The organism is Bacillus sp. OV166 (assembly GCF_900177675.1).
Classification (GTDB): Bacteria; Bacillota; Bacilli; order Bacillales; family Cytobacillaceae; genus Neobacillus.
In genome coordinates this window covers 5,437,829-5,464,624 of sequence record NZ_FXWM01000001.1, presented here as the reverse complement: position 1 = coordinate 5,464,624, position 26,796 = coordinate 5,437,829, and the positions used below count along the sequence as shown (strand labels likewise).

General features: G+C 38.1%; 23 protein-coding genes. 19 read left to right on the top strand and 4 right to left on the bottom strand.

Going from position 1 to position 26,796, the window contains the following annotated elements; genetic code table 11:
- The first annotated feature begins 33 nt into the window (after positions 1-33).
- The 9 genes from CCK98_RS26910 (at position 34) to CCK98_RS26870 (ending at position 13,034) form a co-directional block, all read left to right on the top strand.
- Complete coding sequence (locus CCK98_RS26910; protein WP_088089392.1) at positions 34-2,070, top strand: beta-galactosidase; 2,037 nt, start codon at positions 34-36, stop codon at positions 2,068-2,070.
- Positions 2,067-3,395: a glycoside hydrolase family 30 beta sandwich domain-containing protein gene (locus tag CCK98_RS26905; RefSeq protein WP_088089391.1), complete on the top strand. Its 1,329-nt coding sequence runs from the start codon at positions 2,067-2,069 to the stop codon at positions 3,393-3,395. Before CCK98_RS26910 ends, CCK98_RS26905 begins: the two co-directional genes overlap by 4 nt.
- A 330-nt stretch (positions 3,396-3,725) precedes the next feature.
- On the top strand, positions 3,726-5,420 hold the full coding sequence (araB, locus tag CCK98_RS26900; RefSeq protein ID WP_088089390.1) for a ribulokinase: 1,695 nt from the start codon (positions 3,726-3,728) through the stop codon (positions 5,418-5,420).
- Complete coding sequence (gene araD / locus CCK98_RS26895) at positions 5,414-6,109, top strand: L-ribulose-5-phosphate 4-epimerase (RefSeq protein WP_088089389.1); 696 nt, start codon at positions 5,414-5,416, stop codon at positions 6,107-6,109. The genes araB and araD overlap by 7 nt, the downstream gene beginning before the upstream one ends.
- A 121-nt stretch (positions 6,110-6,230) precedes the next feature.
- The gene (gene araA / locus CCK98_RS26890) at positions 6,231-7,715 is read left to right on the top strand and encodes an L-arabinose isomerase (protein ID WP_088089388.1); all 1,485 of its coding nucleotides are present in this window, start codon (positions 6,231-6,233) and stop codon (positions 7,713-7,715) included.
- Between the two features lie 452 nt (positions 7,716-8,167).
- Positions 8,168-9,937, top strand: a complete 1,770-nt coding sequence (locus CCK98_RS26885; RefSeq protein WP_088089387.1) for an ABC transporter ATP-binding protein — start codon at positions 8,168-8,170, stop codon at positions 9,935-9,937.
- Positions 9,924-11,705: an ABC transporter ATP-binding protein gene (locus tag CCK98_RS26880; protein WP_088089386.1), complete on the top strand. Its 1,782-nt coding sequence runs from the start codon at positions 9,924-9,926 to the stop codon at positions 11,703-11,705. The genes CCK98_RS26885 and CCK98_RS26880 overlap by 14 nt, the downstream gene beginning before the upstream one ends.
- 215 nt (positions 11,706-11,920) lie before the next feature.
- Entirely contained in the window at positions 11,921-12,628 is a 708-nt protein-coding gene (locus tag CCK98_RS26875) for a DsbA family protein (protein WP_088089385.1), read from the top strand.
- A gap of 1 nt (position 12,629) precedes the next feature.
- Positions 12,630-13,034 (top strand): disulfide oxidoreductase, encoded by a 405-nt coding sequence (locus tag CCK98_RS26870; RefSeq protein ID WP_088089384.1) that lies wholly within the window; start codon positions 12,630-12,632, stop codon positions 13,032-13,034.
- A gap of 82 nt (positions 13,035-13,116) precedes the next feature.
- On the opposite strand, the gene CCK98_RS36560 is transcribed toward CCK98_RS26870, so the two are convergent.
- Entirely contained in the window at positions 13,117-13,203 is an 87-nt protein-coding gene (locus CCK98_RS36560; RefSeq protein ID WP_142292244.1) for a YjcZ family sporulation protein, read from the bottom strand.
- Positions 13,204-13,396: 193 nt separating this feature from the next.
- On the opposite strand from CCK98_RS36560, the gene CCK98_RS36555 reads away from it, so the two are divergent.
- The 3 genes from CCK98_RS36555 (at position 13,397) to CCK98_RS26850 (ending at position 15,004) form a co-directional block, all read left to right on the top strand.
- Positions 13,397-13,507, top strand: a complete 111-nt coding sequence (locus tag CCK98_RS36555; protein ID WP_256942468.1) for an AbrB/MazE/SpoVT family DNA-binding domain-containing protein — start codon at positions 13,397-13,399, stop codon at positions 13,505-13,507.
- Positions 13,508-13,549: 42 nt separating this feature from the next.
- Entirely contained in the window at positions 13,550-13,678 is a 129-nt protein-coding gene (locus tag CCK98_RS36550) for a hypothetical protein (RefSeq protein WP_256942467.1), read from the top strand.
- A gap of 342 nt (positions 13,679-14,020) precedes the next feature.
- A complete protein-coding gene (locus CCK98_RS26850; RefSeq protein ID WP_088089382.1) occupies positions 14,021-15,004 on the top strand; it encodes a 2-hydroxyacid dehydrogenase family protein in 984 nt (327 codons plus the stop codon).
- 47 nt (positions 15,005-15,051) lie between these two features.
- Here CCK98_RS26850 and CCK98_RS26845 read toward each other — a convergent pair whose 3' ends face one another.
- Positions 15,052-16,317: an FAD-dependent oxidoreductase gene (locus CCK98_RS26845; protein ID WP_088089381.1), complete on the bottom strand. Its 1,266-nt coding sequence runs from the start codon at positions 16,315-16,317 to the stop codon at positions 15,052-15,054.
- 139 nt (positions 16,318-16,456) lie between these two features.
- The gene (locus tag CCK98_RS26840; RefSeq protein ID WP_088089380.1) at positions 16,457-16,903 is read right to left on the bottom strand and encodes a Dps family protein; all 447 of its coding nucleotides are present in this window, start codon (positions 16,901-16,903) and stop codon (positions 16,457-16,459) included.
- Between the two features lie 364 nt (positions 16,904-17,267).
- On the opposite strand from CCK98_RS26840, the gene CCK98_RS26835 reads away from it, so the two are divergent.
- On the top strand, positions 17,268-17,870 hold the full coding sequence (locus CCK98_RS26835) for a cell wall hydrolase (protein WP_088089379.1): 603 nt from the start codon (positions 17,268-17,270) through the stop codon (positions 17,868-17,870).
- An 83-nt stretch (positions 17,871-17,953) separates the two neighbouring features.
- On the opposite strand, the gene speB is transcribed toward CCK98_RS26835, so the two are convergent.
- On the bottom strand, positions 17,954-18,925 hold the full coding sequence (gene speB, locus CCK98_RS26830) for an agmatinase (protein WP_088089378.1): 972 nt from the start codon (positions 18,923-18,925) through the stop codon (positions 17,954-17,956).
- A 347-nt stretch (positions 18,926-19,272) separates the two neighbouring features.
- Between speB and CCK98_RS26825 the strand changes: the two genes are divergently transcribed.
- The 6 genes from CCK98_RS26825 (at position 19,273) to CCK98_RS26800 (ending at position 26,733) form a co-directional block, all read left to right on the top strand.
- On the top strand, positions 19,273-20,613 hold the full coding sequence (locus tag CCK98_RS26825) for an APC family permease (protein ID WP_218780169.1): 1,341 nt from the start codon (positions 19,273-19,275) through the stop codon (positions 20,611-20,613).
- 394 nt (positions 20,614-21,007) lie between these two features.
- A complete protein-coding gene (locus CCK98_RS26820) occupies positions 21,008-22,369 on the top strand; it encodes an APC family permease (protein ID WP_179195936.1) in 1,362 nt (453 codons plus the stop codon).
- Positions 22,370-22,610: 241 nt separating this feature from the next.
- Positions 22,611-23,897 (top strand): Glu/Leu/Phe/Val dehydrogenase, encoded by a 1,287-nt coding sequence (locus CCK98_RS26815; protein ID WP_088089376.1) that lies wholly within the window; start codon positions 22,611-22,613, stop codon positions 23,895-23,897.
- Positions 23,898-23,930: 33 nt separating this feature from the next.
- Positions 23,931-24,221, top strand: coding sequence for an SAV0927 family protein (locus tag CCK98_RS26810; protein ID WP_088089375.1), 291 nt, complete (start codon positions 23,931-23,933; stop codon positions 24,219-24,221).
- Positions 24,222-24,243: 22 nt separating this feature from the next.
- Positions 24,244-24,492, top strand: a complete 249-nt coding sequence (locus tag CCK98_RS26805) for a biotin/lipoyl-binding protein (protein ID WP_088089374.1) — start codon at positions 24,244-24,246, stop codon at positions 24,490-24,492.
- A 117-nt stretch (positions 24,493-24,609) separates the two neighbouring features.
- A complete protein-coding gene (locus CCK98_RS26800; RefSeq protein WP_088089373.1) occupies positions 24,610-26,733 on the top strand; it encodes a sigma 54-interacting transcriptional regulator in 2,124 nt (707 codons plus the stop codon).
- The last annotated feature ends 63 nt before the right edge of the window (positions 26,734-26,796 follow it).

The following is a 26,796-nucleotide window of genomic DNA, read 5'->3' as shown; positions in this document are numbered from 1 at the left end:
TGATTAATAGATTAACTGGAAGGGGTTTACCTAATGCAACAATTGTTATACGGAGTAGCATATTACGATGAATATATGCCCTACGATCGTTTAGATAAAGATATTCAGATGATGAAGGATGCTGGAATCAATGTTGTTCGGATTGCCGAATCGACCTGGAGTACCCATGAACCACAAAACGGGGTTTTCGATTTTACATCAGTGGATCGGGTTCTTGATGCGATGCACAATGCTGGAATCAAAGTTATTGTGGGAACACCAACCTATGCTGTTCCCACCTGGATGGTCAAGGAACATCCAGATGTGTTAGCAGTAACCCAAAATGGACCTGGCCGATATGGCGCTCGCCAGATTATGGATATTACCAATCCTAGCTATCTTTTTTATTCAGAAAGAATCATCCGAAAGTTGATTGGTCATGTAAAAGATCATCCTGCGGTAATTGGTTACCAAACAGATAATGAAACGAAGCATTATAATACAGCAGGACCGAATGTCCAACTATTATTCGTAAAATATATGAAGGAAAAATTCAAGACAATTGATAGTCTAAATGAGAAATTTGGTCTCGATTATTGGAGCAACCGGATAAACAGCTGGGAGGACTTTCCCTCCGTTGTCGGAACTATTAATGGCAGCCTTGGATCGGAGTTTTCTAAGTTTCAACGAAAGCTAGTCACTGATTTCCTAAGTTGGCAAGTATCCATTGTCAATGAATATAAGCGTTCCAGTCAGTTTGTCACACAAAATTTTGACTTTGAATGGAGAGGATACTCCTACGGAATCCAACCGAATGTAGATCACTTTGAAGCTTCAAGAGCCTTCGATGTAACCGGAGTGGATATTTATCATCCTTCACAAGACGATCTAACAGGAATTGAAATTTCCTTTGGGGGCGATGTTGCTAGATCCACAAAGGGAAAGAATTATCTAGTAATAGAAACAGAGGCTCAAGCTTTTACTAACTGGACTCCATACCCTGGTCAACTTAGATTGCAGGCATTTAGTCATCTTGCTTCTGGGGCAAATATGGTAGCTTACTGGCATTGGCATTCCATCCATAACTCTTTTGAAACATATTGGAAAGGTTTATTAAGTCATGATTTTGAACCCAATCCTGTATACAATGAAGCGAAAACAATTGGAAAGGATTTCGAAAGACTTTCTCCACATCTAGTTAACTTAAAGAAAAAAAATAAAGTTGCGATTCTAGTTAGCAATGAGTCGTTAACCGCCTTAAATTGGTTTAAATTTAATCAATCAACCTCTAAGAACTACAATGACATTGTTCGACTGATGTATGATGAGTTATACAAAATGAATATTGGCTGCGATTTTGTGAATCCAACTAGTGATAATCTTGGGGACTATTCAATGTTAGTGGTACCCGCATTGTATACTGCTTCCAATAATCTATTAGAACGATTAAACGAATTTGTTAAAAACGGCGGACATATTGTTTATACCTTTAAGAGTGGTTTTACGGATGAAAATGTTAAGGTAAGAACTTCACATCAACCAGGCATCATAAATGAAGCTTGTGGTATTTATTACAATATGTTTGTTGAGCCGAAAAATGTTTCACTAAGAAATGATCCTTTTCAGGTAGGCGAAGAAAATAATTTTGTGGAAACATGGATGGAGCTAATTACACCAACAACCGCAGAAGTTCTTGCTTATTATGACCACCCACAATGGGGTAAATATGCAGCCATCACTGAAAATCAATACGGTATGGGTAGTGCAACCTACATTGGTTGTATACCAAGTGCAGCCATAATGAAAAAGGTGCTAGAACAGTCTGTTAAAAAGGCAAGCTTATGGGGAGTTGACCAAGATTTAGCCTTTTCATTAATCATTAAATCTGGAATCAATCAAAATGGCAAGATGCTTCATTATTACTTTAATTATTCTGATGAAACGAAAGTCTTTAAGTATCCCCATAACGAAGGTTTGGAACTGTTGACAGAAAGAGCAGTGAATATAGGTCAAACAATGGATTTAGAACCTTGGGGAGTTATCATTATCGAGGAAGACCAAGTGGCGGAAGAAAGGAAACTACTAAAATGAATAACAAGCAAATTCATTGGTTTTCAACAACAAAGCTAGGTGGTTGGAAAGAGACGACGGTTTTTCAAACCGAATCAGGTTCACTCAATTTGACCTTGACGGATCAGATTGGCCGGACTATAGACGGATTTGGCGGCTGCTTTAATGAACTGGGGTTAACAGCTCTCCAACACCTGACAGAAGAAGACAGAAATAAAGTGTATGATGCATTGTTTGATCCAAATGGTGAATGTAAGTTCGAAATCTGCAGGCTTCCAATTGGGGCAAGTGACTACGCACTAGAATGGTATAGTCACAACGAAGTAGATAATGATTATCATATGGAGCATTTTAGCATCGAAAGGGATCAAAAGTATTTGATCCCATTTATAAAAGAAGCATTGAAACGTAATCCTAACATGAAATTGTTCGCATCCCCATGGAGCCCTCCAACATGGATGAAGTTCCCTAAAGCATACAACTATGGAAAACTGCGTTGGGAAAAGGAAGTTTTGGAGGCGTATGCTTTATACTTTGTAAAGTTTGTGGAGGCCTATAAACAAGAGGGTATTAAGATTGACCAAGTCCATGTCCAAAATGAAGTGGTTGCTGATCAGAAATTCCCTTCATGTGTTTGGACCGGCGAACAGCTTCGTGAATTCATTTCTGATTATTTAGGTCCGGCCTTTGAAAGGCATGGACTAGATACGGAAATATGGCTAGGAACCATTAATGGAATTGTCAATGAATTATTTCAAAAGTCAGCATCTGATTATGATCAACTGGCTAATACGGTCCTAAGTGACCCTGAGGCTTATAAATACATTAAAGGTGTCGGCTATCAATGGGCAGGAAAGTATGCCATACAACAAACGGTACAAAGCTATCCAGAACTACGTTACATGCAGACAGAAAATGAATGTGGAGATGGAAAAAACACGTGGGAATATGCTCAATACGTCTATAATTTGTTTCGACATTACTTCGTGAATGGTGCAAACTCTTATGTTTATTGGAACATGGTCTTGGAACCGTTTGGCCGAAGCACTTGGGGATGGGAACAAAATTCTATGATTACCGTAGATCCTGAAACAAAGGAATTCAATTGTAATCCAGAGTTTTATGTGATGAAGCATTTCTCTCATTTTATTAAATCTGGTGCGGTTAGGATTGAAACAAAAGGTCCATGGACTGGAAATGCAGTTGCATTTAGAAATCCGGATGGCTCAAGAATAGTTGTTATTTCAAATCCGTTTGAAAATCAACGTGAACTTTGTATCGGAGAAGGAATTGAAAAATATAATGTTACATTAGAGCCTTCTTCATTTAATACATTCGTATTTTAAGTAAGAAAACACCCAATTATGATTTCAGAAATTGATCATAATAGGGTGTTTTTTTTCATTTTATATTCTCTTCAAAATTTAATAACTTTTTTCAAGAAATAATGAATTAATTACAAAATAGCATTGAAAAAAATCAGATAGGTGGTAAAATTTAATTAAAGTTATACGTACAAGTAAGGGGCTTTCGGATAACTTGTAAGGATTAATGATAAGGCTTTCGAGTTTTTTTAAACTTGTATGCATAAAAATGAAAAATAGAATTATATTTTTATAGAATTAATTAAATAGAAACTAGTTTTGTAAACGTATTCTAAAGGACAGGTGAATTTAATGGCTAAGTATACGATAGGAGTAGATTATGGAACGCAATCAGGAAGAGCTGTGCTTGTTGAGGTTGGGAGCGGTAAAGAAGTAGCCACTGCTGTAAAAGAATATACTCATGGGGTAATGGATGAGTTTTTACCTGATGGGATCACGAAGTTAGAACATGACTGGGCTTTGCAGCATCCGAACGATTATCTTGAAGTATTACAGGTTACTATTCCAGAAGTATTAAAGAAAGCGGAAATTTCTGCTGATGATGTAATCGGCTTAGGGATTGACTTTACTGCTTGTACGGTCCTCCCAATTGATAAATATGGAACACCATTGTGTTTCAATGAGGAATTTAGGAACCACCCTCATAGCTATGTAAAGCTTTGGAAACACCATGCAGCACAAGATGAAGCAAATCGCTTAAATGAAATTGCTGAAGCGCGCGGAGAAAAGTTTTTACAGCGTTATGGCGGAAAGATTTCTTCTGAATGGATGTTGCCAAAAGTATGGCAGATTTTAAATGAAGCACCTGAAATTTATGAAGCAGCTGACCAAATATTAGAGGCGACAGATTGGGTTATTTCTGAGTTGACAGGAGAAATAAATCGAAACAGTTGTACGGCTGGATACAAAGCTATCTGGCATAAACAAGAGGGATACCCATCCAATGAATTTTTCAAGGCGCTTGATCCACGTTTGGAAAATGTGGTCGAAGAAAAACTATCTACTAAGATTGTCCCAATTGGGTCTAAAGCAGGGGAAATTACTATAAAAGCGGCAAAGTTAACAGGTTTGAATCCAGGTACAGCAGTAGCTGTCGCTAATGTTGATGCTCACGTTGCCGTCCCAGCAGTAGGTATAACTGAGCCAGGGAAATTGTTAATGATTATGGGAACCTCAACTTGTCATATTTTGCTAGGTGAAGAAGAAAAGATTGTTCCAGGTATGTGTGGTGTGGTTGAGGATGGTGTAATCCCTGGATTTATGGGGTATGAAGCAGGTCAATCATGTGTTGGCGACCATTTCGAATGGTTTACTGAAAACTGTGTCCCTGCAAGCTACCATGAAGAAGCAGAAGAAAAAGGGGTAAACATCCATCACCTATTAACGGAAAAAGCAAATCAATTACAAGTTGGTGAAAGCGGCCTCCTCGCGTTAGATTGGTGGAACGGTAATCGCTCTACTCTTGTTGACGCTGATCTTACAGGTGTTCTCCTAGGTGCGACTCTTTTAACAAAGCCAGAGGAAATCTATCGTACATTAATTGAAGCAACAGCCTATGGTACACGAATGATTGTTGAAACTTTCCGCAAAAATGGAGTTCCTGTAAATGAGGTTTATGCTGCTGGAGGAATTGCTGAGAAAAATGCGATGATGATGCAAATTTATTCGGATGTATTAAATATGGATATTAAGATTTCTGCTTCTTCACAAACACCTGCTCTTGGATCAGCGATGTTTGGTGCAGTTGCAGCAGGAAAAGACCGCGGCGGTTACGACAGCATTACAGATGCTGCCAAAGATATGGGCAGTGTAAAAGATTACATCTACCAGCCAATTAAAGCTAATGCAAAAGTGTATGATCAACTTTTCAACGAATATGCCCGCCTTTATGATTATTTTGGCAGAGGCGAAAACAATGTCATGAAAACCTTGAAAAAGATTAAAAAAGAAAGCTCCTTGGAAAAAAGGGAGGAAACTGTATGTTAGAACGATTAAAAAAAGAGGTTTTAGCAGCTAACTTGCAGCTGCCAGAACATGGGTTGGTAACTTTTACTTGGGGTAATGTAAGTGGGATTGATCGTGAGCAAGGTCTTGTTGTTATTAAGCCAAGTGGTGTTCCTTACGAAGAGTTGAAAATAGATGATCTCGTTGTTTTAGATTTAAATGGAAGAATCATAGAGGGAACATTAAGACCTTCTTCTGATACTCCAACACATCTTGCACTGTATCGGGCTTTTAGTCAAATTGGTGGAATTGTTCATACTCATTCACCATGGGCAACAAGCTGGGCTCAGGCAGGGCAAGCAATTCCTGCGCTTGGAACGACGCATGCTGATTACTTTTATGGGGCAATTCCTTGTACACGTACCTTGACCCAAGAGGAAATTGAACGGGGATACGAACTTGAAACAGGTAATGTAATTATTGAAACCTTTGAAAAAGAAGGACTTGATCCCTTATCAATGCCTGGAGTTTTATTATCAGGCCATGCTCCTTTTAGCTGGGGGAAAAATGCAAACGAGGCTGTTCACAATGCGGTTGTTTTAGAGGAAGTAGCAAAAATGGCGTTAAACACGTTCCAGATTAACCCACAAATGAAACCTATTGACCAATTTCTGCTAGATAAGCATTATCTTCGCAAGCATGGGGTGAATGCCTATTACGGCCAAAAGTAGGTAGTAGACAGGAACAATATTATGGGTCTTTCCGAGGTAACTTGTACGGATGACTAATAATAAAATACTCATAATTAATCTGAGATAAAAATATAATTCATTTACTCTAGGAGGAATTACCTTGTTAACTACAAATGCTTATGAATTTTGGTTTGTAACAGGAAGTCAATTATTATACGGAGAAGATGTACTGCGACAAGTAGAAGAGAATTCAAAAACTATCGTAAATGGTTTGGACGATGATTCTGCTGTACCCTATAAATTAGTTTTTAAATCTGTAGTAAAGGATTCTGATTCGATCCGCAAACTGATCCTAGAGGCCAATGCAGATGAAAATTGTGCAGGAATTATAACATGGATGCATACATTCTCACCATCAAAAATGTGGATTGCAGGTCTGTCTGCCCTTCAAAAGCCTTATCTACATTTAGCTACTCAATTTAACCGTGATATCCCATGGAATTCTATCGATATGGATTTCATGAATTTAAATCAAGCCGCACACGGCGACCGTGAGCATGGATTCATCGCCAGTCGCCTAAAAGTAAAGCGTAAGGTTGTTGTAGGTCATTGGGAAAACCAAGATGTTAAAGAACGTGTTGGCAGCTGGATGAGAACAGCAGCTGCTTTTGAGGAAAGCAAAAATTTAAAGGTTGCGAGATTTGGTGATAACATGCGCCAAGTAGCCGTAACGGAGGGTGACAAAGTAGAAGCGCAAATCAAATTTGGCTGGACAGTTAATGGTTACGGAGTGGGTGACTTAGTTCAACGCATGAATGATGTAACGGAACAAGAAATTGATCAGTTAATGGCTGAATATGAAGAGCAATATGATATTACTCCTGAAGGACTTACTGATGGTCCAGTTAGAGATTCTATCCGCTATCAAGCAAGAATTGAACTTGGTATGAAAGCATTCCTAACTGAGGGAGGCTATACTGCATTTACTACCACTTTTGAAGATTTACACGGAATAAACCAGCTTCCTGGTCTTGCCGCTCAGCGTTTAATGGAACAAGGCTATGGTTTTGCTGGTGAAGGTGACTGGAAAACAGCAGCGCTTGTAAGATTGATGAAAATCATTGCAGGGAATGAAGGAACGTCCTTCATGGAGGATTATACATATCATTTTGAGCCAGGAAATGAAATGGTGCTTGGTGCCCATATGCTTGAAGTTTGCCCAACTATTTCAGCTACTCGGCCTAAGATTGAGGTTCATCCGCTTGGAATCGGCGGTAAGGAAGATCCTGCTCGAATCGTATTTGATGGAAGAGGCGGCGCGGCCTTAAATGCCTCCATTGTTGACCTTGGACATCGTTTCCGTCTCCTAGTAAATGAAGTGGATGCAGTGCAGCCAGAGAAAGATATGCCTAATCTCCCTGTTGCAAGAGTATTATGGACAACTCAGCCATCGTTAAGTCAAGCAGTTGAAAATTGGATCCAAGCTGGCGGAGCCCACCATACTGGCTTCTCATATAAAGTAACAACGGAACAACTAAGAGACTTTGCAGAACTAGCTGGAATCGAAATGGTTGTTATTAATAATGACACGGATACACATGCATTCAATAACGAATTACGCTGGAATGACGTTATTTATCGTTAATTAAAAAAAGACAGAAGGAGCATTAAGATTGAAGCTCCTCCTGTCGTTTTATTATTTTAAATAGTGCCAATGCTTTCTTATTGGTGTATAAGTTTTAATACTTAGTTTATTGGATACACAAGCAAAGATTGAGATGCTATAACAAATCCAATCTTAAGTAAGTAAATTAAATATTGGAATGTACATCTTGACCCAGTTTGGTTTTGGCGCTGGCAGGATGGCTTTCAAGAAGTGAAGGCGACATTTCGTTCGTCACGAGCCTAGACAGCTTGAAAAATGGAGTATTTTTTTAGATATTCCATTTTTAATTTTAAAGAATATTACACGATAATTTGGATTGAAAGTTCTACACCTACAATCGGCCTATTATTCTTTTGTCCATACATATAAGAGAAGTAACGATAATAATATGTATTTATGTTTAATGCAGATTGGGAAGGAGGAAGTAGATCATGCGAAGCATACGTTGGTTGTGGGGGTATATAAGGAGCTTTAGGATCAGATTATTTAGCGGCCTTTTTCTGGCCTTACTGGTTTCAGTATTAAATATGCTGAATCCATATTTTGCAGGAAAAATCGTCGATAAGGTTATCTATGGTCATCAAGATGGTTTGTTATGGCCCGTTTTGGGGACCATGATTGGGATAACTGTGATCAAAACGGTTATACGATATAATTATCAATTAATCTTCGAACGGGTTTCACAAAGTGTTATTTTTAAAATTAGAGATCAGTTGTATGATCGGCTTCACCAATTAGATTTTAGTTTTTTCGATCGCACAAAAACAGGAGATATTATGGCTCGAATGACCGGGGATCTGGAAGCTGTTAGGCATTTTACCTCCTGGGTTATTTATATGATCTTTGAAAATTTGACCATTTTAATTTTTGCTATTGGGTTTATGTTCTATATCCATCCCCCGTTAGCTTTAGCTATGCTTGTGGTGACACCACTTATTGGTTATTTTGCTGCTCGTTTATCCTTTACTGTCAAACCCACATTTTCTGCAATCAGAGGACAATTTGCAAGGTTAAATTCAGTCGTGCAGGAAAACATTAGCGGAAATCGAGTTGTAAAGGCTTTTGCGAAGGAAGACTACGAAATTAAGAAGTTTTCAGGAGAAAATGAGGCATTCAAGGAGAAGAATCTTGCCTCCGCAAGAGTTTGGGAAAAGTATTTGCCAGTGCTCGATTCATTAGCAGGAGTATTAACAGTTGTGATGATCTTAGTTGGAGGCAGTATGGTAATTAATCGTTCTCTTTCATTGGGTGAATTAGTCACGTTTAATTCCTTAATTTGGGCATTAAATAATCCGATGCGTATGGCTGGATGGTTAATCAATGATGTTCAAAGGTTTATTGCTTCAGCTGAAAAAGTAGAAGATTTGTTAAATACAAGACCTGAGATAACCAATGAAGTAAAAAGCTTCAATGTGAAACACTTCAAGGGGGTAGTGGATTTTAATAATGTTTCCTTTAGCTATGGTGACGAACCTGTTTTGAAGGATATCTGCTTTAGAGTCCTGCCGGGACAAACGGTGGGCATTATCGGACCAACTGGTGCAGGTAAATCAACATTAGTAAATCTTCTCAGCAGATTTTATGATGTGACCAGCGGGGGGATAAGGTTGGATGGACTCAATGTAAAGGATTGGGATATTCATAAATTGAGAGATAGTATGGCAATGGTTATGCAGGATATTTTTCTTTTTTCGGATACCATTGAAGGGAATATTGCGTATGGGAATCCAGAGGCCTCTTTTGAAGTAGTTCAATCTGCGGCCAAAATGGCAGAAGCCCATGATTTTATATCCAAATTGCCGGATGGTTACGATACCATTATAGGGGAGCGAGGAGTAGGTCTTTCAGGCGGTCAAAGGCAAAGGATTGCATTAGCGCGGGCGATTCTAAAAAATCCATCCATCCTCATCCTAGATGATACAACATCAGCTGTTGATATGGAAACGGAGCTGAGAATCCAACGAACATTAAAGTCGATGTTAAATGAGAAAACCTGTTTTATTATTGCCCATCGGATTTCTTCTGTAAAAGAGGCAGATTTAATTCTGGTCATGGAAAATGGCACGATCATTGAAAGAGGAAAGCATAAAGAGCTGCTTGCGAAAAAAGGGTATTACTATAAAGTGTTTAGAAACCAAAATGGGAATTTTGATGGTCAGCACGATGGTGAGGATGTGATCTATCTCAATGGCGCGCAATAAATTTGATGTCGATGAAGAGTTGGAATCACCATTCAGTTTTATTCATCTTAAGCGGATGTTGGTTTATTTAAAACCCTACAGAAAAAAAATACTTTTTACTGTTTTTATCATGTTAATTGCCAGTGGCGCAAATTTAATCGGGCCCTATTTGATTAAAAAAGCTATTGATGAGGAAATTCCTGGCAAAGATGTTGGAGGTTTATGGGTTCTTGCCGGAATTTACTTAATCGCCCTCGTTATTACCGGGATTTGTATGAAATATAAGATTAGAATGATGTCTCAGATTGGGCAGAGTGTCATTCTCCAAATTAGAAAAGACTTGTTTACACATTTGCAAAAACTATCATTCTCATTTTATGACAGCAGGCCGCATGGGAAGATTTTAGTGAGAGTGGTCAACTATGTAAACTCCTTAAGTGATTTATTATCGAATGGCTTAATTAATTTGATTACGGACCTTTTCAGCCTTTTCGTTATTCTAGGTTTTATGTTAGCCATTGACGTAAAGTTAACTCTTATGGCTATGCTTGGTTTTCCAATTCTTGCTGCGGTCATCCTGCTTATTAAAAATGCCCAGCGGAAAGCATGGCAAAATTTAAGTAACAAGCAATCCAATATGAATGCATATATTCATGAAAGTATCAACGGCATCAAAGTGACCCAAGCATTTACGAGGGAAGAAGAAAATAAACGCATTTTTAGTGGAGTATCTGAAAGCTATCGAAGCTCGTGGATGAAGGCGGTACGAATTCAATTCTTGCTTTGGCCTTCGATTGAAAATATATCGGTCCTCACGACATCTTTAATATATGTTGTCGGTATATCTCTTATTGGTAATGGTGTAACAGTTGGGGCTTTAGTTGCTTTTGTTGGGTATATAGGGATGTTTTGGGCACCAATTGCAAATATCGGGAATTTTTACAATGCAATCATTAATGCGACCGCATATTTGGAAAGAATTTTTGAAATGATGGATGAACAACCGACAGTAAAAAATCGTCCCAATGCTGGAGAACTTCCATTAATCAAAGGAAAAGTGGAGTTTCAAGATGTTATTTTTGGATATGATGAAGGGGGAGACATCCTTAATAACATTAATTTCAGCGTAAATCCTGGTGAAACCATTGCTCTTGTCGGTGCAACAGGATCGGGAAAGACAACGATCGTCAGTTTGCTTAGCCGTTTTTATGATGTGAGCAGAGGGCGAATTGAAATCGACGGTGTTGATATTAACACAGTTACCATCCCATCCCTTAGGAAGCAAATGGGTGTCATGCTTCAAGACCCGTTTATTTTTTCTGGTACGATAATGGATAATATCCGTTATGGACGGCTTGATGCTACGGACGAAGAAGTGATTGAAGCGGCAAAAGCGGTGCAGGCTCATCCGTTTATTAGCGGGTTGTCAGATGGATATCAAACAGAGGTCAACGAAAGAGGTACAAGACTTTCGACTGGGCAGAGACAGCTGATCTCCTTTGCCCGTGCACTTTTAGCCAATCCGAAAATACTAATCCTCGATGAGGCTACCTCATCGATTGACACGGAAACCGAGCTTGCATTACAAAAGGGACTTGAGACTTTACTGGCGGGCAGAACATCCTTTATTATTGCTCATCGTCTTTCTACTATTCAAAATGCAACCCGTATTCTTGTTATTGATAAAGGTAGAATCATAGAGGATGGATCCCATAAAGAATTAATGAGTCGCAAGAGTTACTATTGGGAACTGCATCAATCACAGCATAAATCTTTAGAAGTGGGATAAATAGTCAGATAAAGAGAACTGTATTCAAGATTGTACAGTTCTCTTTATTAGATGTATTGTGTGTTTCTAAAATCTATTGCCGCTATTTGGGAACTTAACTTTTTCAAATTACATAAAAGAATCCTTTTATTTGCATTATTCAATAGGATAAGTGATATTTATACTATCTAGAATTAAAAGTTCTATTCTTACCTTAATATATAAAGGAGACTATCATGGCAAAAAACAAAAACAATAAGAAAAATCAAGCAAAATCATCGTCAACTACATTCACCTTTTGGGTAGTCGGATTGGTAGCGGTTTTCATTTTGGCTTTCATTTTCTTAGGAAATCATTCAAAAAAACAAGAAGAAACAAAAGGGACTGAAATTGATTATAGCAATCAGCCATTCCTTGGAGAGAAATCAGCATCCGTCTCGATTATAGAATTTGGCGATTATAAATGCCCTAATTGTAAAAATTTTGACAAGAATGTGGTACCAATTATCCAAAAGGAATTGGTTGATACCGGCAAGGCAAAATTTTATTTCATGAATGATTCGTTCATCAATGTGGACTCTACCCGTTCAGCTAAGTTTGCTGAATCAGTTTTTCAAGAGCTCGGTAATGAAACGTTTTGGAAATTCCATGACCTATTATTCGAAAAGCAGCCGGAAGATACCAAATATGAAAAAGTGGATCTTTTTACTGAAGACTTCCTAGTTGATACATTGAAGGAAGTAGCTAGCGATCGTGACGTCGATAAGGTTGTGAAAAACTTCCAGGACAAGAAGTCTGATAAGGCTTGGGATAAGGATATGGATTACGCTGAAAAACTAGGTGTTACTGGAACCCCAACTATTTTTGTTAATGGAGAAAAGTTCGAGGGACAAACCATTGATGACTTAAAAGAAATGGTAGCGAAAGCCGCAAAAGGTGAATAGAATGAATAAATCCTTACTTCTCTCCTGGATTGCAGCCATCATTGCTACACTTGGCAGTTTATATTTTAGTGAGGTTATGCATTTCATTCCTTGTACACTTTGCTGGTACCAAAGGATCTTTATGTACCCGCTGGCAATCATCTTAGGGGTTGCCGTCTACCGGAATGATAAAGGAATATTTAGATATGCGCTGCCATTGTCAATTATCGGGATGCTGATCGCAGGATACCATACGTTATTACAAAAAATCCCCTATTTACAACAGTTTGAAATGTGTACAAGCGGAGTGCCTTGCTCAAAGGATTATATTAACTGGCTTGGCTTTATTACCATTCCGTTATTAGCATTGATTGCTTTTACGATTATTACTGTAAGCTTAATTATTTTAGCTCGCAGCAAAAAGTAGATCCTTACTTCCATAAAAAAGAGCGGTGAAACCAATGGTTTCCCGCTCTTTCTGCTTTAGAGCCTCTAAAGTGTCTACTAAATTAGAACATAAAAGATGCTCCAACAATGATTAATAAAATAAACAACACAACAATTAACGCGAAGCTGTTACTTCCGCCATGTCCCATAGAAATCACCTCCCTCAGTTGTTTAATAACAATGTATGCATTAAGCATTGCTAGTGAAACGGACAAACGTTGACTATTAGAAAAAGGAATGAAATTCATACTTCAAGAGGTCATAAAATCGACATATGTATAATCTGTGAAGGGTATTGTCGGTATGAATAGTATGATTTATCCGACAGAGGAGAGGTGAGTGATGATGATGAATCATGGAAAGATTTTTGGAACGACGAGTATGGGAGAAAGAGGACAATTAGTAATCCCATCGGAAGCAAGAGAGGAATTAGGGATTAAGTCTGGAGATTAGTTTGTTGTTTTTGGTGATGCACGAAAGGGAACAGTAATTTTAGTGAAATCAGAGATTATGAACAAGTTTGCTAATTTCTTTTTTAACAAGTCGAAAAGGTTCGAGAAAATTGCCAAAGAAATTTTTGAAAAAACAGAGACAGACATCGAAGACGATGGGGAAAAAGAATAAGTTGTAAGTTTGGAAGAAAACCACGCAGGCTTGTCCCGTGGAGTGGTCAATTAAAGGTGAGGACAAGGATGCGTGAGATGATACGCTTACTATTCAACAAGAGGTTTCGAAAAACGTTTTTTATGTTTATGGGCTTTTTTATTGCAGTTTTGAAAGTAGGTAAGTTCAAAAGATTTGTGTCCAATAAAGGGCTGGCACTAAGCGTATATCTTAGAGTCAGGCCTATTTTTACATACACTTGTAATAAAATTAATATTTTCCTTTATATTATTATAGTATAATTAATTACAGTTATTTGCATTCATGGAAAATAACATCATATATCTGAAGAGGTGTAAGGCAATGGCAAAAATTTTAGTAGCAGGTGAGATTCCCCAAAAGGGGTTAGAACTATTATCGAAGGATCACTTAGTTGAAGTATTTACAGGAGAGAAATTGATTACTGAAGCAGAATTAAAAGAGCGCATCAAAGATAAGGATGCCCTTCTAAGTTTATTATCTACCACTGTAACGAAGGAAGTAATTGACCAAGCACCCCATTTAAAAATTATTGCGAACTATGGAGCCGGATATAATAATATTGATTTTGATTATGCAGCTTCCAAAGGAATACCAACCACCAATACACCAATAGCATCGACAGCTGCTACCGCTGACCTAACGTTTTCCCTTTTATTAGCATCAGCAAGAAGAGTGGTTGAAGGAGATGAAGTATGCCGTACTGTTGGCTTCAATGGATGGGCACCTCTTTATTTTCGCGGTCGTGAAGTATCTGGAAAAACAATCGGGATTGTCGGATTTGGTCAAATTGGTCAAGCTGTTGCGAAAAGAGCCGCTGCTTTTGACATGAAGGTTCTATATACGAGTCCAAGTCGAAAAAGTCCTCAAGTTGAGATTGCACTAAACGCGACATATGTATCTTTTGATGAATTAGTTGCTGAATCTGATTTCATTACCATAAATTGTTCCTATAATCCAACCATGAAACACATGTTTAGCACAAGTCAATTTGAAATGATGAAATCAACAGCTTATTTAATTAACTGTGCACGAGGACCAATCGTCGATGAAGCCGCACTTATAAAAGCGTTAGAAGAGAAACAGATTGAAGGAGCAGGGATTGACGTCTTTGAATTTGAACCTGAAATTAGTGAGGGATTGAAAAATCTGAAAAACGTTGTATTAACTCCACACATCGGTAATGCTACCTTTGAAGCACGAGATGCCATGGCGAATATGGCAGCGGGAAACATTGTTAAGGTATTAAACGGCGAAGCACCTTCTTATGTTATTAATGGAGTTGTTAAAGAAACAATTCTAGTCTAATTATATCAGGTAAAAAAAGACGGCAACTGCCGTCTTTTTTTGAACGATTAACTATATTGCGGTCGAAGTTTCGTGCGTTTATTGACGTGCTGCTCGGCACTTAAAGCCGCAATCGCCCCATCAGCTGCTGAAATAACTGCCTGTTTAATTGGTGTTCTTCTTGCGTCACCGCCCGCAAAGACGCCGTCAATATTGGTGCGCAGGTACTCATCTACGATCACATAGCCTTCTTCATCGCGCATAACTGCACCTTTTAAGAAGTCCGTTCCTGGCATCATCCCGCCGAGGTACAAGAATATTCCATCGACATCCCATACCTGTTCCTCCTTTTTATCAGTAAGGACGACAATTTTCTCAACACTATCAGTCCCAATAATTTCTCTTACACGGTGACGTTTATAAATTTCAACTTTTGAGTTATTTTCTAATTGAGAAAGATCCACGTCCCCTTTTAGTTCAGTTGGAATTAACAATTTCACTGTTTTACAATACTTGGCCAATGTTTCGGCCTCGTGGATCGCTTCATCATTATCACCAACAACCGCGACAACTCGGTCTTGATAAAAGGCGGCATCGCAGGTTGAACAATAGCTTACACCCCGTCCAGTAAATTCCTCTTCGCCTTTAATCTTGCCAGAAGGAGCTTTTGCGCCAACGCCAATGAAGACACTTTTAGCTTTGATCGTTCCTTCAGCTAATTCAATTTTTTTGATTTCATCTGAAAAATCAACCGATAGAACAGTGGAACGAACAAAGTCCGCGCCAAAATTCTTTGCTTGTGCCTGCATTCTTGTTAACAGTTCAAGCCCTGTAACTTCTTCGCGCACACCTGGGTAGTTCGCAATTTTATGAGTAATTGCTAGGGTGCCTGCTTTTGGAGCTTTATCAATGACAAGTGTTTTTAATTTCCCACGTGCAGCATAAACAGCAGCAGAAGCACCTGCGGGTCCGCCGCCGATGGTGACAAAATCATATACGTCTTCAAGAATTTTTTCATTAACTGGTTGGAAAATAGTATCTGCACTTTCTTCGCTGGTTTCTGGTTTTGAATTGCTTACCGCGGAAGCAGAGTCTTCGGATAATCCAAGCAGCTTATTGAATTTTTTCTCTTGAAAGCCAAGGACCAGCTTTCCATTAATGAGTGTTGCAGGAGTTCCATAAATTTTACGTTCCTTTAGTTGATCAAAATATTCCTTATGTATGGAAGCATTTCGCTCTTCATATGCAAAGCCTTGATCTTTTAGGAATGTTTTTACTTTTTCACAATATGGGCAGCCTGTGCTGCTATAAACGATAATTTCAGGTGATGACATTTAGGAAACCTCCAATTTGTAAGTATCTTTAGTTTAATAATAGTAGAATTGTTAAATAAAAGTCAATACTTTTTGATAATTATTATAAATAACAAAACAGTCCAACAAATTGTTGGACTGTTTGCTTCTCATATGAAAATTAAATGGATCTGCCTAAGAATGCAGTTAGCATCCATACATGCTTCTCAAGGCCCGAATGAATCGCAAGCAGCATGTCTCCTGTTGTTTCATCGTTCTTCTCATCCGCAAAGCTCATGCCTTCTTTAAGTTCGCCAATGATAATAGAGAAGTCATTGATGACTGATTCAACCATTTCATCAGCAGTTTCATTACCTGTTGCTTCCTTAATAGATGAAATTTCTAAGTACTCTTTCAACGTAGCTGCCGGTTTTCCACCGATTGCTAGCAATCGTTCGGCTAATTCGTCAACATGCAGGCCAGCTTCATTATAAAACTCTTCAAATTTGACATGTAATGTGAAAAATTGTCCACCTTTTACATACCAATGATAGTTATGTAACTTCGTATACAAGACAGACCAGTTTGCAATTTGTTTGTTAAGTATGCTGACTAACTGATTTTCCATATAAAATAGCCTCCTTTTATTAACCTCTCTTATATTATTACCAAAGTTAGGTGTGAAATCCTGTATGAATTCAAGGGATATAATGTCAATTTGGTGAATAACCGATGTTAAATCGGACATTATGCCTTTTATGAATGTTACATGCCTGAAACAGATTGTAATAATAAATCCTATCATATCCATCAAGTCCATTTAGTGGAAAATATTAAAAAGTAGAAGATTATTCCATTTGGTAGAGAAATACCTTCATGGTGGGCGCTGTCTTAGCCAAAAATGCCTTACCACTTTTTGGTTAATGAATTGGAATGTTACACCTGTTAGCCTTAATAGTAGAGAAGCGCACACAAAAATTGGAGGTATTAATATGAATAAACTTAAAAAGCTAATAATTGCTACCGGCCTAATCTTATCAATGTCAGCCTTTACGTTAAATGGAACAACAGAAGCGGCAACAACCACGCATAAAGTACAATCGGGTGAAACCTATTGGAAAATTGCAGCGAAGTACGGTGTACCTGTTAATAGTCTATTAAAAGCAAACAATAAAACTGGCAGTCTTTTATATGCAGGAACAAATCTAGTAATCCCGAACTCTGCTATTACAGCAGCAGAAAAAGACTTGATTGCTAGACTAGTCCGTGCTGAGGCAGTAGGTGAGCCGTATGCTGGTAAAGTAGCAGTAGCAACGGTTATTCTTAACCGTGTAGCCAGCCCTGATTTCCCGAACACCGTTAATGGAGTAGTATATCAGAAGTCTAATGGCTATTATGCATTCACGCCTGTCAAAAATGGTACGATTAACCAAGCGGCTGATGCTGCTTCGAAAAGAGCTGTAAATGAAGCACTTGCTTTCAGAGGGCAAGGAAAAGGATCATTATTCTTCTATAATCCAAAAACAGCAGTAAGTAAGTGGGTCTTTTCACGTGAAGTAACGGTTACGATCGGAAACCATCGTTTCGCGAAGTAATTATTAAAACTAGCTTTCCCAAAAAATAATTGTTTACACAAAAGCAGTGGATTCCTAAAAATGGAACCCACTGCTTTTTGCTTTTATAAGGAATTATTGTTGGTTGAACAAAGAATTAATGAATCTTTATTAATTTTAAGTGCTACGAGGCTGGCAAATTCATGAATGATGGTAGCAGCAAGCAAGGAAGTAATTTGAGTTGGATCATAGGGAGGCAACACCTCTACTAAGTCAAAACCGATAAAATTAAAATCAGTTAATGAGCGGATAATTTGCAATGTTTCAAAGCTATTTAAACCACCGACTTCTAGTGTACCCGTTCCAGGAGCACATGATGGATCAACAAAATCGATATCAAAGCTAAGGAAACAAGGGGTGTCACCAATTTTTTCTTTTATTTCAGCTATTACATTCCCTATGCCCCGTTCCTTTAGCTCGGGGGTTGTAATAACATGATATCCCAGATCTGTGCTTGCATCGATATCTCCTGGATGATTAAGGGTTCCTCGAATTCCTACCTGAAAAACTTTATCTGGAATGAGGAGATTCTCTTCATATGCACGGATGAATGGGGAACCATGCCAATATTTTTCTTCATAATACGTATCCCATGTATCTGTATGGGAATCAAGATGGATTAAGGCTACAGGACCATGTATTTTTGCAGCAGCACGAAGATTGGCTAATGTAACGGAATGATCCCCTCCAAGCCCAATTGGGATTATCCCCTTTTCCATTAAGTCCATCATTGCCTTTTCAATTATCTCATAGCTTCGATGGATATTATGGGGAATGACGGAAACATCACCAATATCAATCGCATTGCAAGCATCAAAAGGATAGACCTTGTGAATCGGATGATAAGGAAATAAGGTCATTGAAGCTTGACGGATGGCTTGAGGTGCGAACCGAGCCCCAACACGGAATGAGGCCGCTGTATCAAACGGCACACCAACGATTGCCAATTTCACATTTTCTCTTTGTGAAGGTAATCGCATAAAGGTCCCGGTGGTACAAAATTCTGGTTTGACATCTGGTGATAATGGATATTGCATCTAAAATTCCCCCACATATTTATTTATATAATTAGTTTTGCAAGTTTTGTGCCAATAAAGAATAAAGCGGATCGGCTTAATGTATGTGACAGATTCTACTTAATTTGGAATAATGTATGCGCAAATGAATAATTTTGAGGATTTAAAAAAATTATAAATTTAACTTCAAATACCTTCCTTTAAGGATTGCACAAGTAATAAGGTGAAATTTTACAAGAATATAGCTTGGCACAAAAATTGCGAGATTACATTCTGAATTTCCAAAATCTAAGGAGGAGTAAAAATCTATAGAAATCAAAGGATTATCCGGTAATGAAAACGTTTTAATTAAAGAGGGGGTATGATATTTGGAAAATGGCGTAAAGCTGAAAAGATCGTTAAAGCTGTGGCAGGTCGTTATCATGGGACTAGCATATATGACACCTATGGTGGTTTTTGACACATTTGGAATTGTTTCTGGAATAACGAAAGGTCATGTACCAACAGCATATATTATTGCATTGATTGGGATGTTATTCACTGCAGCGAGTTATGGGAAGCTTGTAAAGGTTTTCCCTCAAGCAGGCTCAGCCTACACTTATACCCAAAAAGCAATAAACAAGCATTTAGGTTTTCTAGTTGGCTGGTCTTCTCTACTTGATTATTTGTTTTTGCCGATGGTTAAAGCTTTATTAACAAAACTGTACCTGAATGCTTTGTTTCCAGCAGTTCCAGATTTTATTTGGGTATTAGTGTTTGTTGGAATTGTTACCTTCCTAAACCTACGTAGCGTAAATATCCTAGCAAATTTCAATACATTATTTGTTTTAATTCAAATTCTCATCATGATTGTCTTTATAATACTAGTTGTTAAAGGATTAAACGCAGGTGAGGGAACAGGTACTGTTTTTAGTTTACAACCGTTCTTTGTTGAAGGTATGAACATGCCGGTTCTCATTACTGGTGCAACGATTCTCTGCTTTTCGTTCCTTGGTTTTGATGCTGTTACGACGCTAGCTGAAGAAACGCCTAATCCGGAAAAGACAATTCCAAAAGCGATTATGCTTACAGCTTTATGGGGCGGGGTTATTTTTATTACCACATCGTTTTTTATTCAATCCTTTTTTCCAGACATATCTAGGTTCAAAGAACCTGACGCTGCACTTCCAGAAATTGCACTATATGTTGGTGGAAAGCTGTTTCAATCGATTTTCCTGTGTACAACCTTTGTCAATACACTAGCTTCCGGGCTTGCTTCACATGCTAGTGTTTCACGACTCTTGTATGTTATGGGGCGTGACAAGGTATTCCCAGAAAAATGGTTTGGATACGTTCATCCAAAATGGCGAACACCTGCATTTAATGTGTTATTTGTTGGAGTAATCTCCTTGTCGGCCTGGTTCTTTGACCTAGTTACAGCAACTTCTTTAATTAATTTCGGTGCTTTAATGGCCTTTACGTTTGTTAATCTTTCTGTAATTAATCACTTTGCTGTTCGTCAAAAAATGCACAGGACACCTAAAGGTTTTTTTGATTACGTTATAATGCCTTTAATTGGTGCGGGGGCGGTTGGGATACTTTGGATTAATCTTGAGGTTAGCTCCTTGATTATGGGAGTTATTTGGTTTGCTGTTGGATTTACTTACTTAATTTTTCTAACGAAAGCATTCAGAATAGCACCACCGCAATTTAAAGCTGAGGAAGCATAATCGAATTATTTTTTAAGGAAGCAGTGGATTCTACGAGAAGAATCCACTGCTTTTTTTTGTCGATTCCGTCAATTTTATGCAAATCTGAGGAGGTTATGCATTTTTTCATAAAAATAATAGTTTCATTTGATAGATTGCAAATTTGATTAAAAGTCGTAGTGCCAATTTTTTGGTCCCGAAAAGTAAAAGTATATTTTAATAAGGAAGAAATTTAATTGGCATGAAAATTGCAATAATTTAAAATAGTAAGATTTTTAAGTACAATGGAAGGAGGAGCTGATCTACGATTAGTAAGTTGTTTTTTTTTAGATTAAGTACTTCATCAATGCTAGAACAAAATGTAAATGCTTACAATTGATTTTTATTAAACGAATATCCGGATATATAAGGAGAGATGGTTAAATTGGAGAATACTACTCTTAAACGCTCACTTGGACTATGGGCAATCGTAATGCTCGGATTGGGTTATATGACACCAACGATTGTGTTTGATACATTTGGAATTGTCTCGGAAGAAACCAATGGTGTTGTCCCACTTGCGTACATTGCGGCATTGGTTGTTATGGTGTTTACCGCTATTAGTTACGGAAAGATGGTACGGGTATTTCCGAGTGCCGGTTCGGCCTATACGTATACAAGGGAGACCATGAGCCCGCATCTTGGTTTCATAGTCGGCTGGGCAGCGTTACTTGATTATATATTGCTTCCAATGGTGAATGCATTGATAATTCGTATTTACATGGTATCTGTATTTCCTAGTGTTCCAGCATGGATTTGGGTTGTCGTTTATGTTGCTATCGTCACTGCCATTAATGCATGGAGTATGGGGAAAACATCCAGTTTAAATTCACTGCTGGTTATTTTTGAAGTGGTCTTAATTGCCGCATTTATTGTCCTTGCCTTTGTCCAGCTTTCCAAAGGAATGGGACAAGGAACAATTTTCACAACAGCTCCGCTTTTCCATTCCGATATTCACCTCGGAGCAATTTTGACAGGGGCAACAGTGGTTTGTTTCTCTTTTATTGGATTTGATGCAGTAACCATGTATGCAGAGGAAGCCATTGACCAAAAAACGATGCCGAGAGCGATTATGTTGACGGTCTTTATTGGTGGCGCCATCTTTTTCGTTTGTAGTTATTTTGCCCAATCTTTATTTCCAGATGTTTCAGGATTCAAAGTAACCGATGACACGTTACCAGAAATTGGTTTGTTTGTGGGTGGGACAATCTTCAAACTGATTTTCCTTTCAGGTGCTTTTGCTGCAACAGTTGCTTCCGGACTAGCCTCACATGCAAGTGTATCAAGGCTGCTATACGTTATGGGACGGAATGGGGTCTTGCCAAAAAAGACGTTCGGTTATGTCCATCCAAAATTCAGGACACCGGTTTTTAACGTCATCTTAGTTGGGGTGGTATCCTTGCTGGCCATAGCCCCGAGTTTAGAGTTAATTTCTTCCTTTATTAACTTTGGTGCATTAATTGCTTTCACATTTGTTAACTTATCCGTCATTGCTCATTTCGTCTTCCGTCTAAAGAGATATAAAACGCTAAAAGATATTTTCTCATATCTAGTCATGCCAATCCTCGGGGCTGGATTAACGGGAATCTTGTGGGCTAACTTACAATTCGATGCACTCATCGGCGGGGTTGTTTGGATTGTTATTGGCATGATTTATATGATTTTCCAAACAAGATTCTTTAAAATCAAAATTGCTGATTTAAATATTGATGACGCGGAAAGGGCTTCTTCCCTTTAAGCAGGAAATTACCTGAGCCAGGCTTATATGCCTGGCTTTTTGACTTTTTTGGAAGGTGGTTGAAAAGGGAGGGTGAGTGGAAATTAATTAGTATGCAAAATTGAATAATTCAATCATATTTTCATAGATCTTATCTACTTTTTCATAAATGTATATATTAAAACCCAGAATAACCGTTTATTAATTAGTTGGCATGAAACTTGCTTTATCCTTTTGTAACAATAAAAAATGAGGTGTTAGAATGGCAGTCGAATCTCTAGACATGAAGAATACGAAAAAAAGAGAACAGGATAATTCCCTTCTCGAGTTTCAAGATACTTTAAAGGAAGCTGTTAATATCCTGAACTACCCACCCCAAGTATTCGAATTTCTAAAGAAGCCGATGAGATTTTTAGAAGTGAGTATTCCTGTGCGAATGGATAATGGGCAAACAGAAATATTCCAGGGGTACCGGGCTCAGCATAATGATGCCTCTGGTCCGACGAAAGGCGGAATTCGATTTCATCCAGACGTCACTCCTGATGAAGTTAAGGCGTTGGCCGGCTGGATGAGCTTAAAGTGCGGTATTACTGACCTTCCCTATGGCGGTGCAAAAGGCGGGATCATCTGTGATCCTCGTAAAATGAGTTTAGATGAATTGGAAAAATTGAGCCGAGGTTATGTAAGAGCGGTTAGTCAGCTGGTCGGTCCAACAAAGGATATTCTTGCACCTGATATGTATACGAACTCGCAAATCATGGCGTGGATGCTGGATGAATACGACCATATCCGTGAATTCGACTCCCCTGGATTTATCACAGGAAAGCCAATTGCACTTGGGGGATCCAAGGGTAGGGAAACCGCGACATCAAAAGGTGTTTTATATACGCTGCAAATGGTATGTGAATTAAGGAAAATGCAGTTAAAAGATACCCGTGTCATCATACAAGGCTTTGGAAATGTCGGCAGTTACCTTGCCCAGTATTTATATGAGATTGGTGCAAAAGTAATTGGTATCGGAGACATGCTCGGCGGCTTATATGATGAAAAGGGATTAGATATTCCCTATCTTCTGGAAAATAGAGATTCCTTTGGCATTATTTCTAATCGCTTTAATAGCTCGATCTCAAACCAGGAGTTATTAGAAAAAGAATGTGATATTCTCATTCCAGCAGCAATCTCAGGGGTTATCAATAAGTATAATGCCAGTAAACTTAACTGCAATATTATCATTGAAGCTGCCAATGGACCTACCACAAAAGATGCGCTAAAAATACTAGATGAACGGGAGATCCTTGTTGTTCCCGATATTCTTGCCAATTCTGGCGGCGTCATTGTCTCTTATTTTGAATGGTGTCAAAATAATCAAGGCTATTACTGGACCGAGGAAATCGTAGATGAGCGTCTAAAGGAGAAAATGACAGAAAGCTTTTTAAAGGTTTATCACACCTCCAAAATGTATGGTGTAAATATGAAAATTGCAGCTTATATAGAAGGAATTCAAAAGCTAGCAGAGGCTTCAAGGCTTAGAGGATGGTTGAAATATTAAAAACATAACTGAAATAAGAGGAGGGTGTGTTGAATGACACTAGATATACTATCCGAACAAAAGGAACAGCAGCTATTACATTATTTTTGTTTAATTTCAAAAAACCATCGCTACGATTTGACGATTGGCTATTCAGAGCAATTTTTTGGTAAAGCGATGGTTACTTCGATTCAGTCAGGGAAAATGGTATTACTTTGTCAAGAAGACACCTATTCAGACGATCATTGGGCTGAAAGACTGGGAATCCAAGGTGAGGATATTTCGGAGTTTCAAGAATTCTTTAGTCTAGTATTACAGACACGGCCTTTTCTGGAGCAGTATTAAACGAATAAAGAGGGTGATGTTCATGTACTATGGTGTAGTTCTTAGCACGTGTTATGGGAATGTGGAAAAGATTTCAATTAAGAGCGAGTCAAGAATTTATGAGTGGGAAAACTTATTTATGATTAAATCAGAATCAGGTACATTAGAAACGGTTCAGACTAGTTTGAGTGGAAAAGTCGAATCACTTGAAGTGCAGGAAGGGGATTATGTTATTCCAGGGATGGTCCTCGCTTATATAAAGGAAGATTTGTTTGTTACCGGTAGCGATTAATTACTAGAAAAAAGAAGATGGGGCCAACATCTTCTTTTTTTGTGCCATATTTAATTTAAAATATTTTGAAATAAGTGGTAGTATAAGGTAGATAAGGTGTTAAGAGGGAGGTATACTATGTTTTTTGTTGCAAAAGAAAAAATGAAAGCGATTACTACAGTGGACGTTGAAGAAAGTGAAGAAGTTTTTCGATCTACCTTAAATAACCTTAAGGAACCCATTCTATTTTTAAAAAGACAAAATCACATATTTGCCTATGTAATGCTTGATAACCACAAAAAAGAGAATGCTTCGATCGAAACTTTGATTGAGCAATCGAAATCAATAGAAAGCATATGCCATCTTAGCGACCAGATTTCCTTGCCTGTATTGTTCCAAATTATTGGTGAACCATTTGCCATCATTAGAGGGGAGGACGGTAAGCCAGCAGGTTTTATTCAAAGAGAAGATGTACTTGCCGAGCTTTTTAAACAGGAAAATAAAAGTGTCGATTTACTTAAAGTTATTCTGACCTCGATTCCCATGGGGATTTTTGTATTAGACAAAGAAAAACGAATTATTAATTATAATGAAGCCGGTTTAAAAATGATTAGGAGCACAGCAGAAAAGGTTTTAAATCTCCCAGCTGAAAAAATTTTTAGCAGTTCTCATTTGGATAAGGTATTTGCAACAGGAAAGACACTTCTTAATCATCTAGTAATCAAGAATGAAATCGGGATTCTCGTCGATTATAGTCCGATTTTAAACTATGATAATGAAGTCGATGGCATCATCATTGTTGCCCAGGATTTGCCCATGGTCGAAGAAATGGCAATGGAAATTGAATATATTAAGGACTTAAATAAGGACCTGCATGCGATTTTGTCTAGTATATATGATGAAATCCTCGTGGTGAATAACAAAGGGGAACTAATCAGGTTCAGTGAAAACATCATTCGAGATTTCTGGAAAGTAGATTTAAAAGAACTCATTGGCAAGAATATTCTCGAACTTGAGGATCAAGGGCTGTTTACACCTTCGGTCACAAGACTTGTTTTAGAAAAAGGAAAGAAGGTCTCTGTTGTTCAAGAGACCAAATCCGGAAGAAAAATTCTTGCAGTAGGAAATCCGGTCTATAATGAAAAGAATGAACTCGACCGGATTATTATTGCATCACGCGATATTACCGAAACAACACGACTAAAAAGTGAACTGCAGGAAATTAGAAAGATATCCGAACAATATAAGAAGGAATTAGATGATTTTAAAAGTAAGGACCGCTTTTTGAAAAAGCTCATTTATTGTAGTCCGAAAATGGAGAAGATTATCAATCAAGCGAAGAAAATTGCTGATTTTTCCTCGACCGTCCTCCTTCACGGAGAATCTGGAGTTGGTAAAGAAGTAATTGCTCAAGCAATCCATCAATTAGGCAGGCGCTCGACTATGCCGTTTCTTAAATTAAATTGCGGGGCTATCCCGGAAAATTTACTCGAAAGTGAACTATTCGGTTATGCCAAAGGGTCTTTTACCGGAGCTGATAAGAATGGAAAAGAAGGCTACTTTAAACAGGCTGATGGCGGAATTTTGTTTTTAGACGAAATTGGTGAAATGCCTATTCATTTGCAGGTGAAGCTATTACGTGTATTGCAGGAGCAGGAAGTTATTCCGATTGGAAGTACCACGCCAATTAGGATTAATGTGCAGATTATCGCAGCTACCAATAAAAAATTAGAAAAAATGGTTGATGACGGTAATTTCCGCGAAGATTTATATTATCGCTTAAATGTCATTCCAATTCACATTCCCCCATTAAGAGAACGGACGGAGGATATTTCTCTGCTCGCCTTTCATTTCTTGCAGCAATTAAATGAGAAATACGAGCGGAATTATCATCTCACACCTGATGCTATTAATGTACTAGAGTTTTATTCATGGCCGGGTAACGTCAGGGAACTTCAAAACATTATTGAAAGATTAGTAGTTACTGCCGACCATCCGGCAATTGATGCTGAGTTCGTCAGCCAATTTTTATCGTTAGGTTATGAACATAAAAAGATGAAGCCCGTTATTTCGAGGGTCATTCCCTTACAGGAGGCCATCGATCATGTGGAAGAACAGTTGATTGTGATGGCGATGAACCAATACAAAACAACAACTAAAGCAGCAAAGGCTTTAGGAATCAGCCAATCATCTGTTAGTAGAAAATATCAAAAAATATTAATCGAGAAAAATCTTAAAATCGAAAACTTATCTTCCCTTTAATGAAAAGCTGTTTTAGATCTCAAGGATCTGAGGCAGTTTTTTTTAATTGTCCAGCTCATACGC

Bases quoted from the DNA above. Each gene is read 5' to 3' on its own strand.
- CCK98_RS26910 (WP_088089392.1), top strand. From the start codon at position 34: ATGCAACAATTGTTATACGGAGTAGCATATTACGATGAATATATGCCC.
- CCK98_RS26905 (WP_088089391.1), top strand. From the start codon at position 2,067: ATGAATAACAAGCAAATTCATTGGTTTTCAACAACAAAGCTAGGTGGT.
- araB (WP_088089390.1), top strand. From the start codon at position 3,726: ATGGCTAAGTATACGATAGGAGTAGATTATGGAACGCAATCAGGAAGA.
- araD (WP_088089389.1), top strand. From the start codon at position 5,414: ATGTTAGAACGATTAAAAAAAGAGGTTTTAGCAGCTAACTTGCAGCTG.
- CCK98_RS26885 (WP_088089387.1), top strand. From the start codon at position 8,168: ATGCGAAGCATACGTTGGTTGTGGGGGTATATAAGGAGCTTTAGGATC.
- CCK98_RS26880 (WP_088089386.1), top strand. From the start codon at position 9,924: ATGGCGCGCAATAAATTTGATGTCGATGAAGAGTTGGAATCACCATTC.
- CCK98_RS26875 (WP_088089385.1), top strand. From the start codon at position 11,921: ATGGCAAAAAACAAAAACAATAAGAAAAATCAAGCAAAATCATCGTCA.
- CCK98_RS26870 (WP_088089384.1), top strand. From the start codon at position 12,630: ATGAATAAATCCTTACTTCTCTCCTGGATTGCAGCCATCATTGCTACA.
- CCK98_RS36560 (WP_142292244.1), bottom strand. From the start codon at position 13,203: ATGGGACATGGCGGAAGTAACAGCTTCGCGTTAATTGTTGTGTTGTTT.
- CCK98_RS36555 (WP_256942468.1), top strand. From the start codon at position 13,397: ATGATGATGAATCATGGAAAGATTTTTGGAACGACGAGTATGGGAGAA.
- CCK98_RS26850 (WP_088089382.1), top strand. From the start codon at position 14,021: ATGGCAAAAATTTTAGTAGCAGGTGAGATTCCCCAAAAGGGGTTAGAA.
- CCK98_RS26845 (WP_088089381.1), bottom strand. From the start codon at position 16,317: ATGTCATCACCTGAAATTATCGTTTATAGCAGCACAGGCTGCCCATAT.
- CCK98_RS26840 (WP_088089380.1), bottom strand. From the start codon at position 16,903: ATGGAAAATCAGTTAGTCAGCATACTTAACAAACAAATTGCAAACTGG.
- CCK98_RS26835 (WP_088089379.1), top strand. From the start codon at position 17,268: ATGAATAAACTTAAAAAGCTAATAATTGCTACCGGCCTAATCTTATCA.
- speB (WP_088089378.1), bottom strand. From the start codon at position 18,925: ATGCAATATCCATTATCACCAGATGTCAAACCAGAATTTTGTACCACC.
- CCK98_RS26820 (WP_179195936.1), top strand. From the start codon at position 21,008: ATGGTTAAATTGGAGAATACTACTCTTAAACGCTCACTTGGACTATGG.
- CCK98_RS26815 (WP_088089376.1), top strand. From the start codon at position 22,611: ATGGCAGTCGAATCTCTAGACATGAAGAATACGAAAAAAAGAGAACAG.
- CCK98_RS26810 (WP_088089375.1), top strand. From the start codon at position 23,931: ATGACACTAGATATACTATCCGAACAAAAGGAACAGCAGCTATTACAT.
- CCK98_RS26805 (WP_088089374.1), top strand. From the start codon at position 24,244: ATGTACTATGGTGTAGTTCTTAGCACGTGTTATGGGAATGTGGAAAAG.
- CCK98_RS26800 (WP_088089373.1), top strand. From the start codon at position 24,610: ATGTTTTTTGTTGCAAAAGAAAAAATGAAAGCGATTACTACAGTGGAC.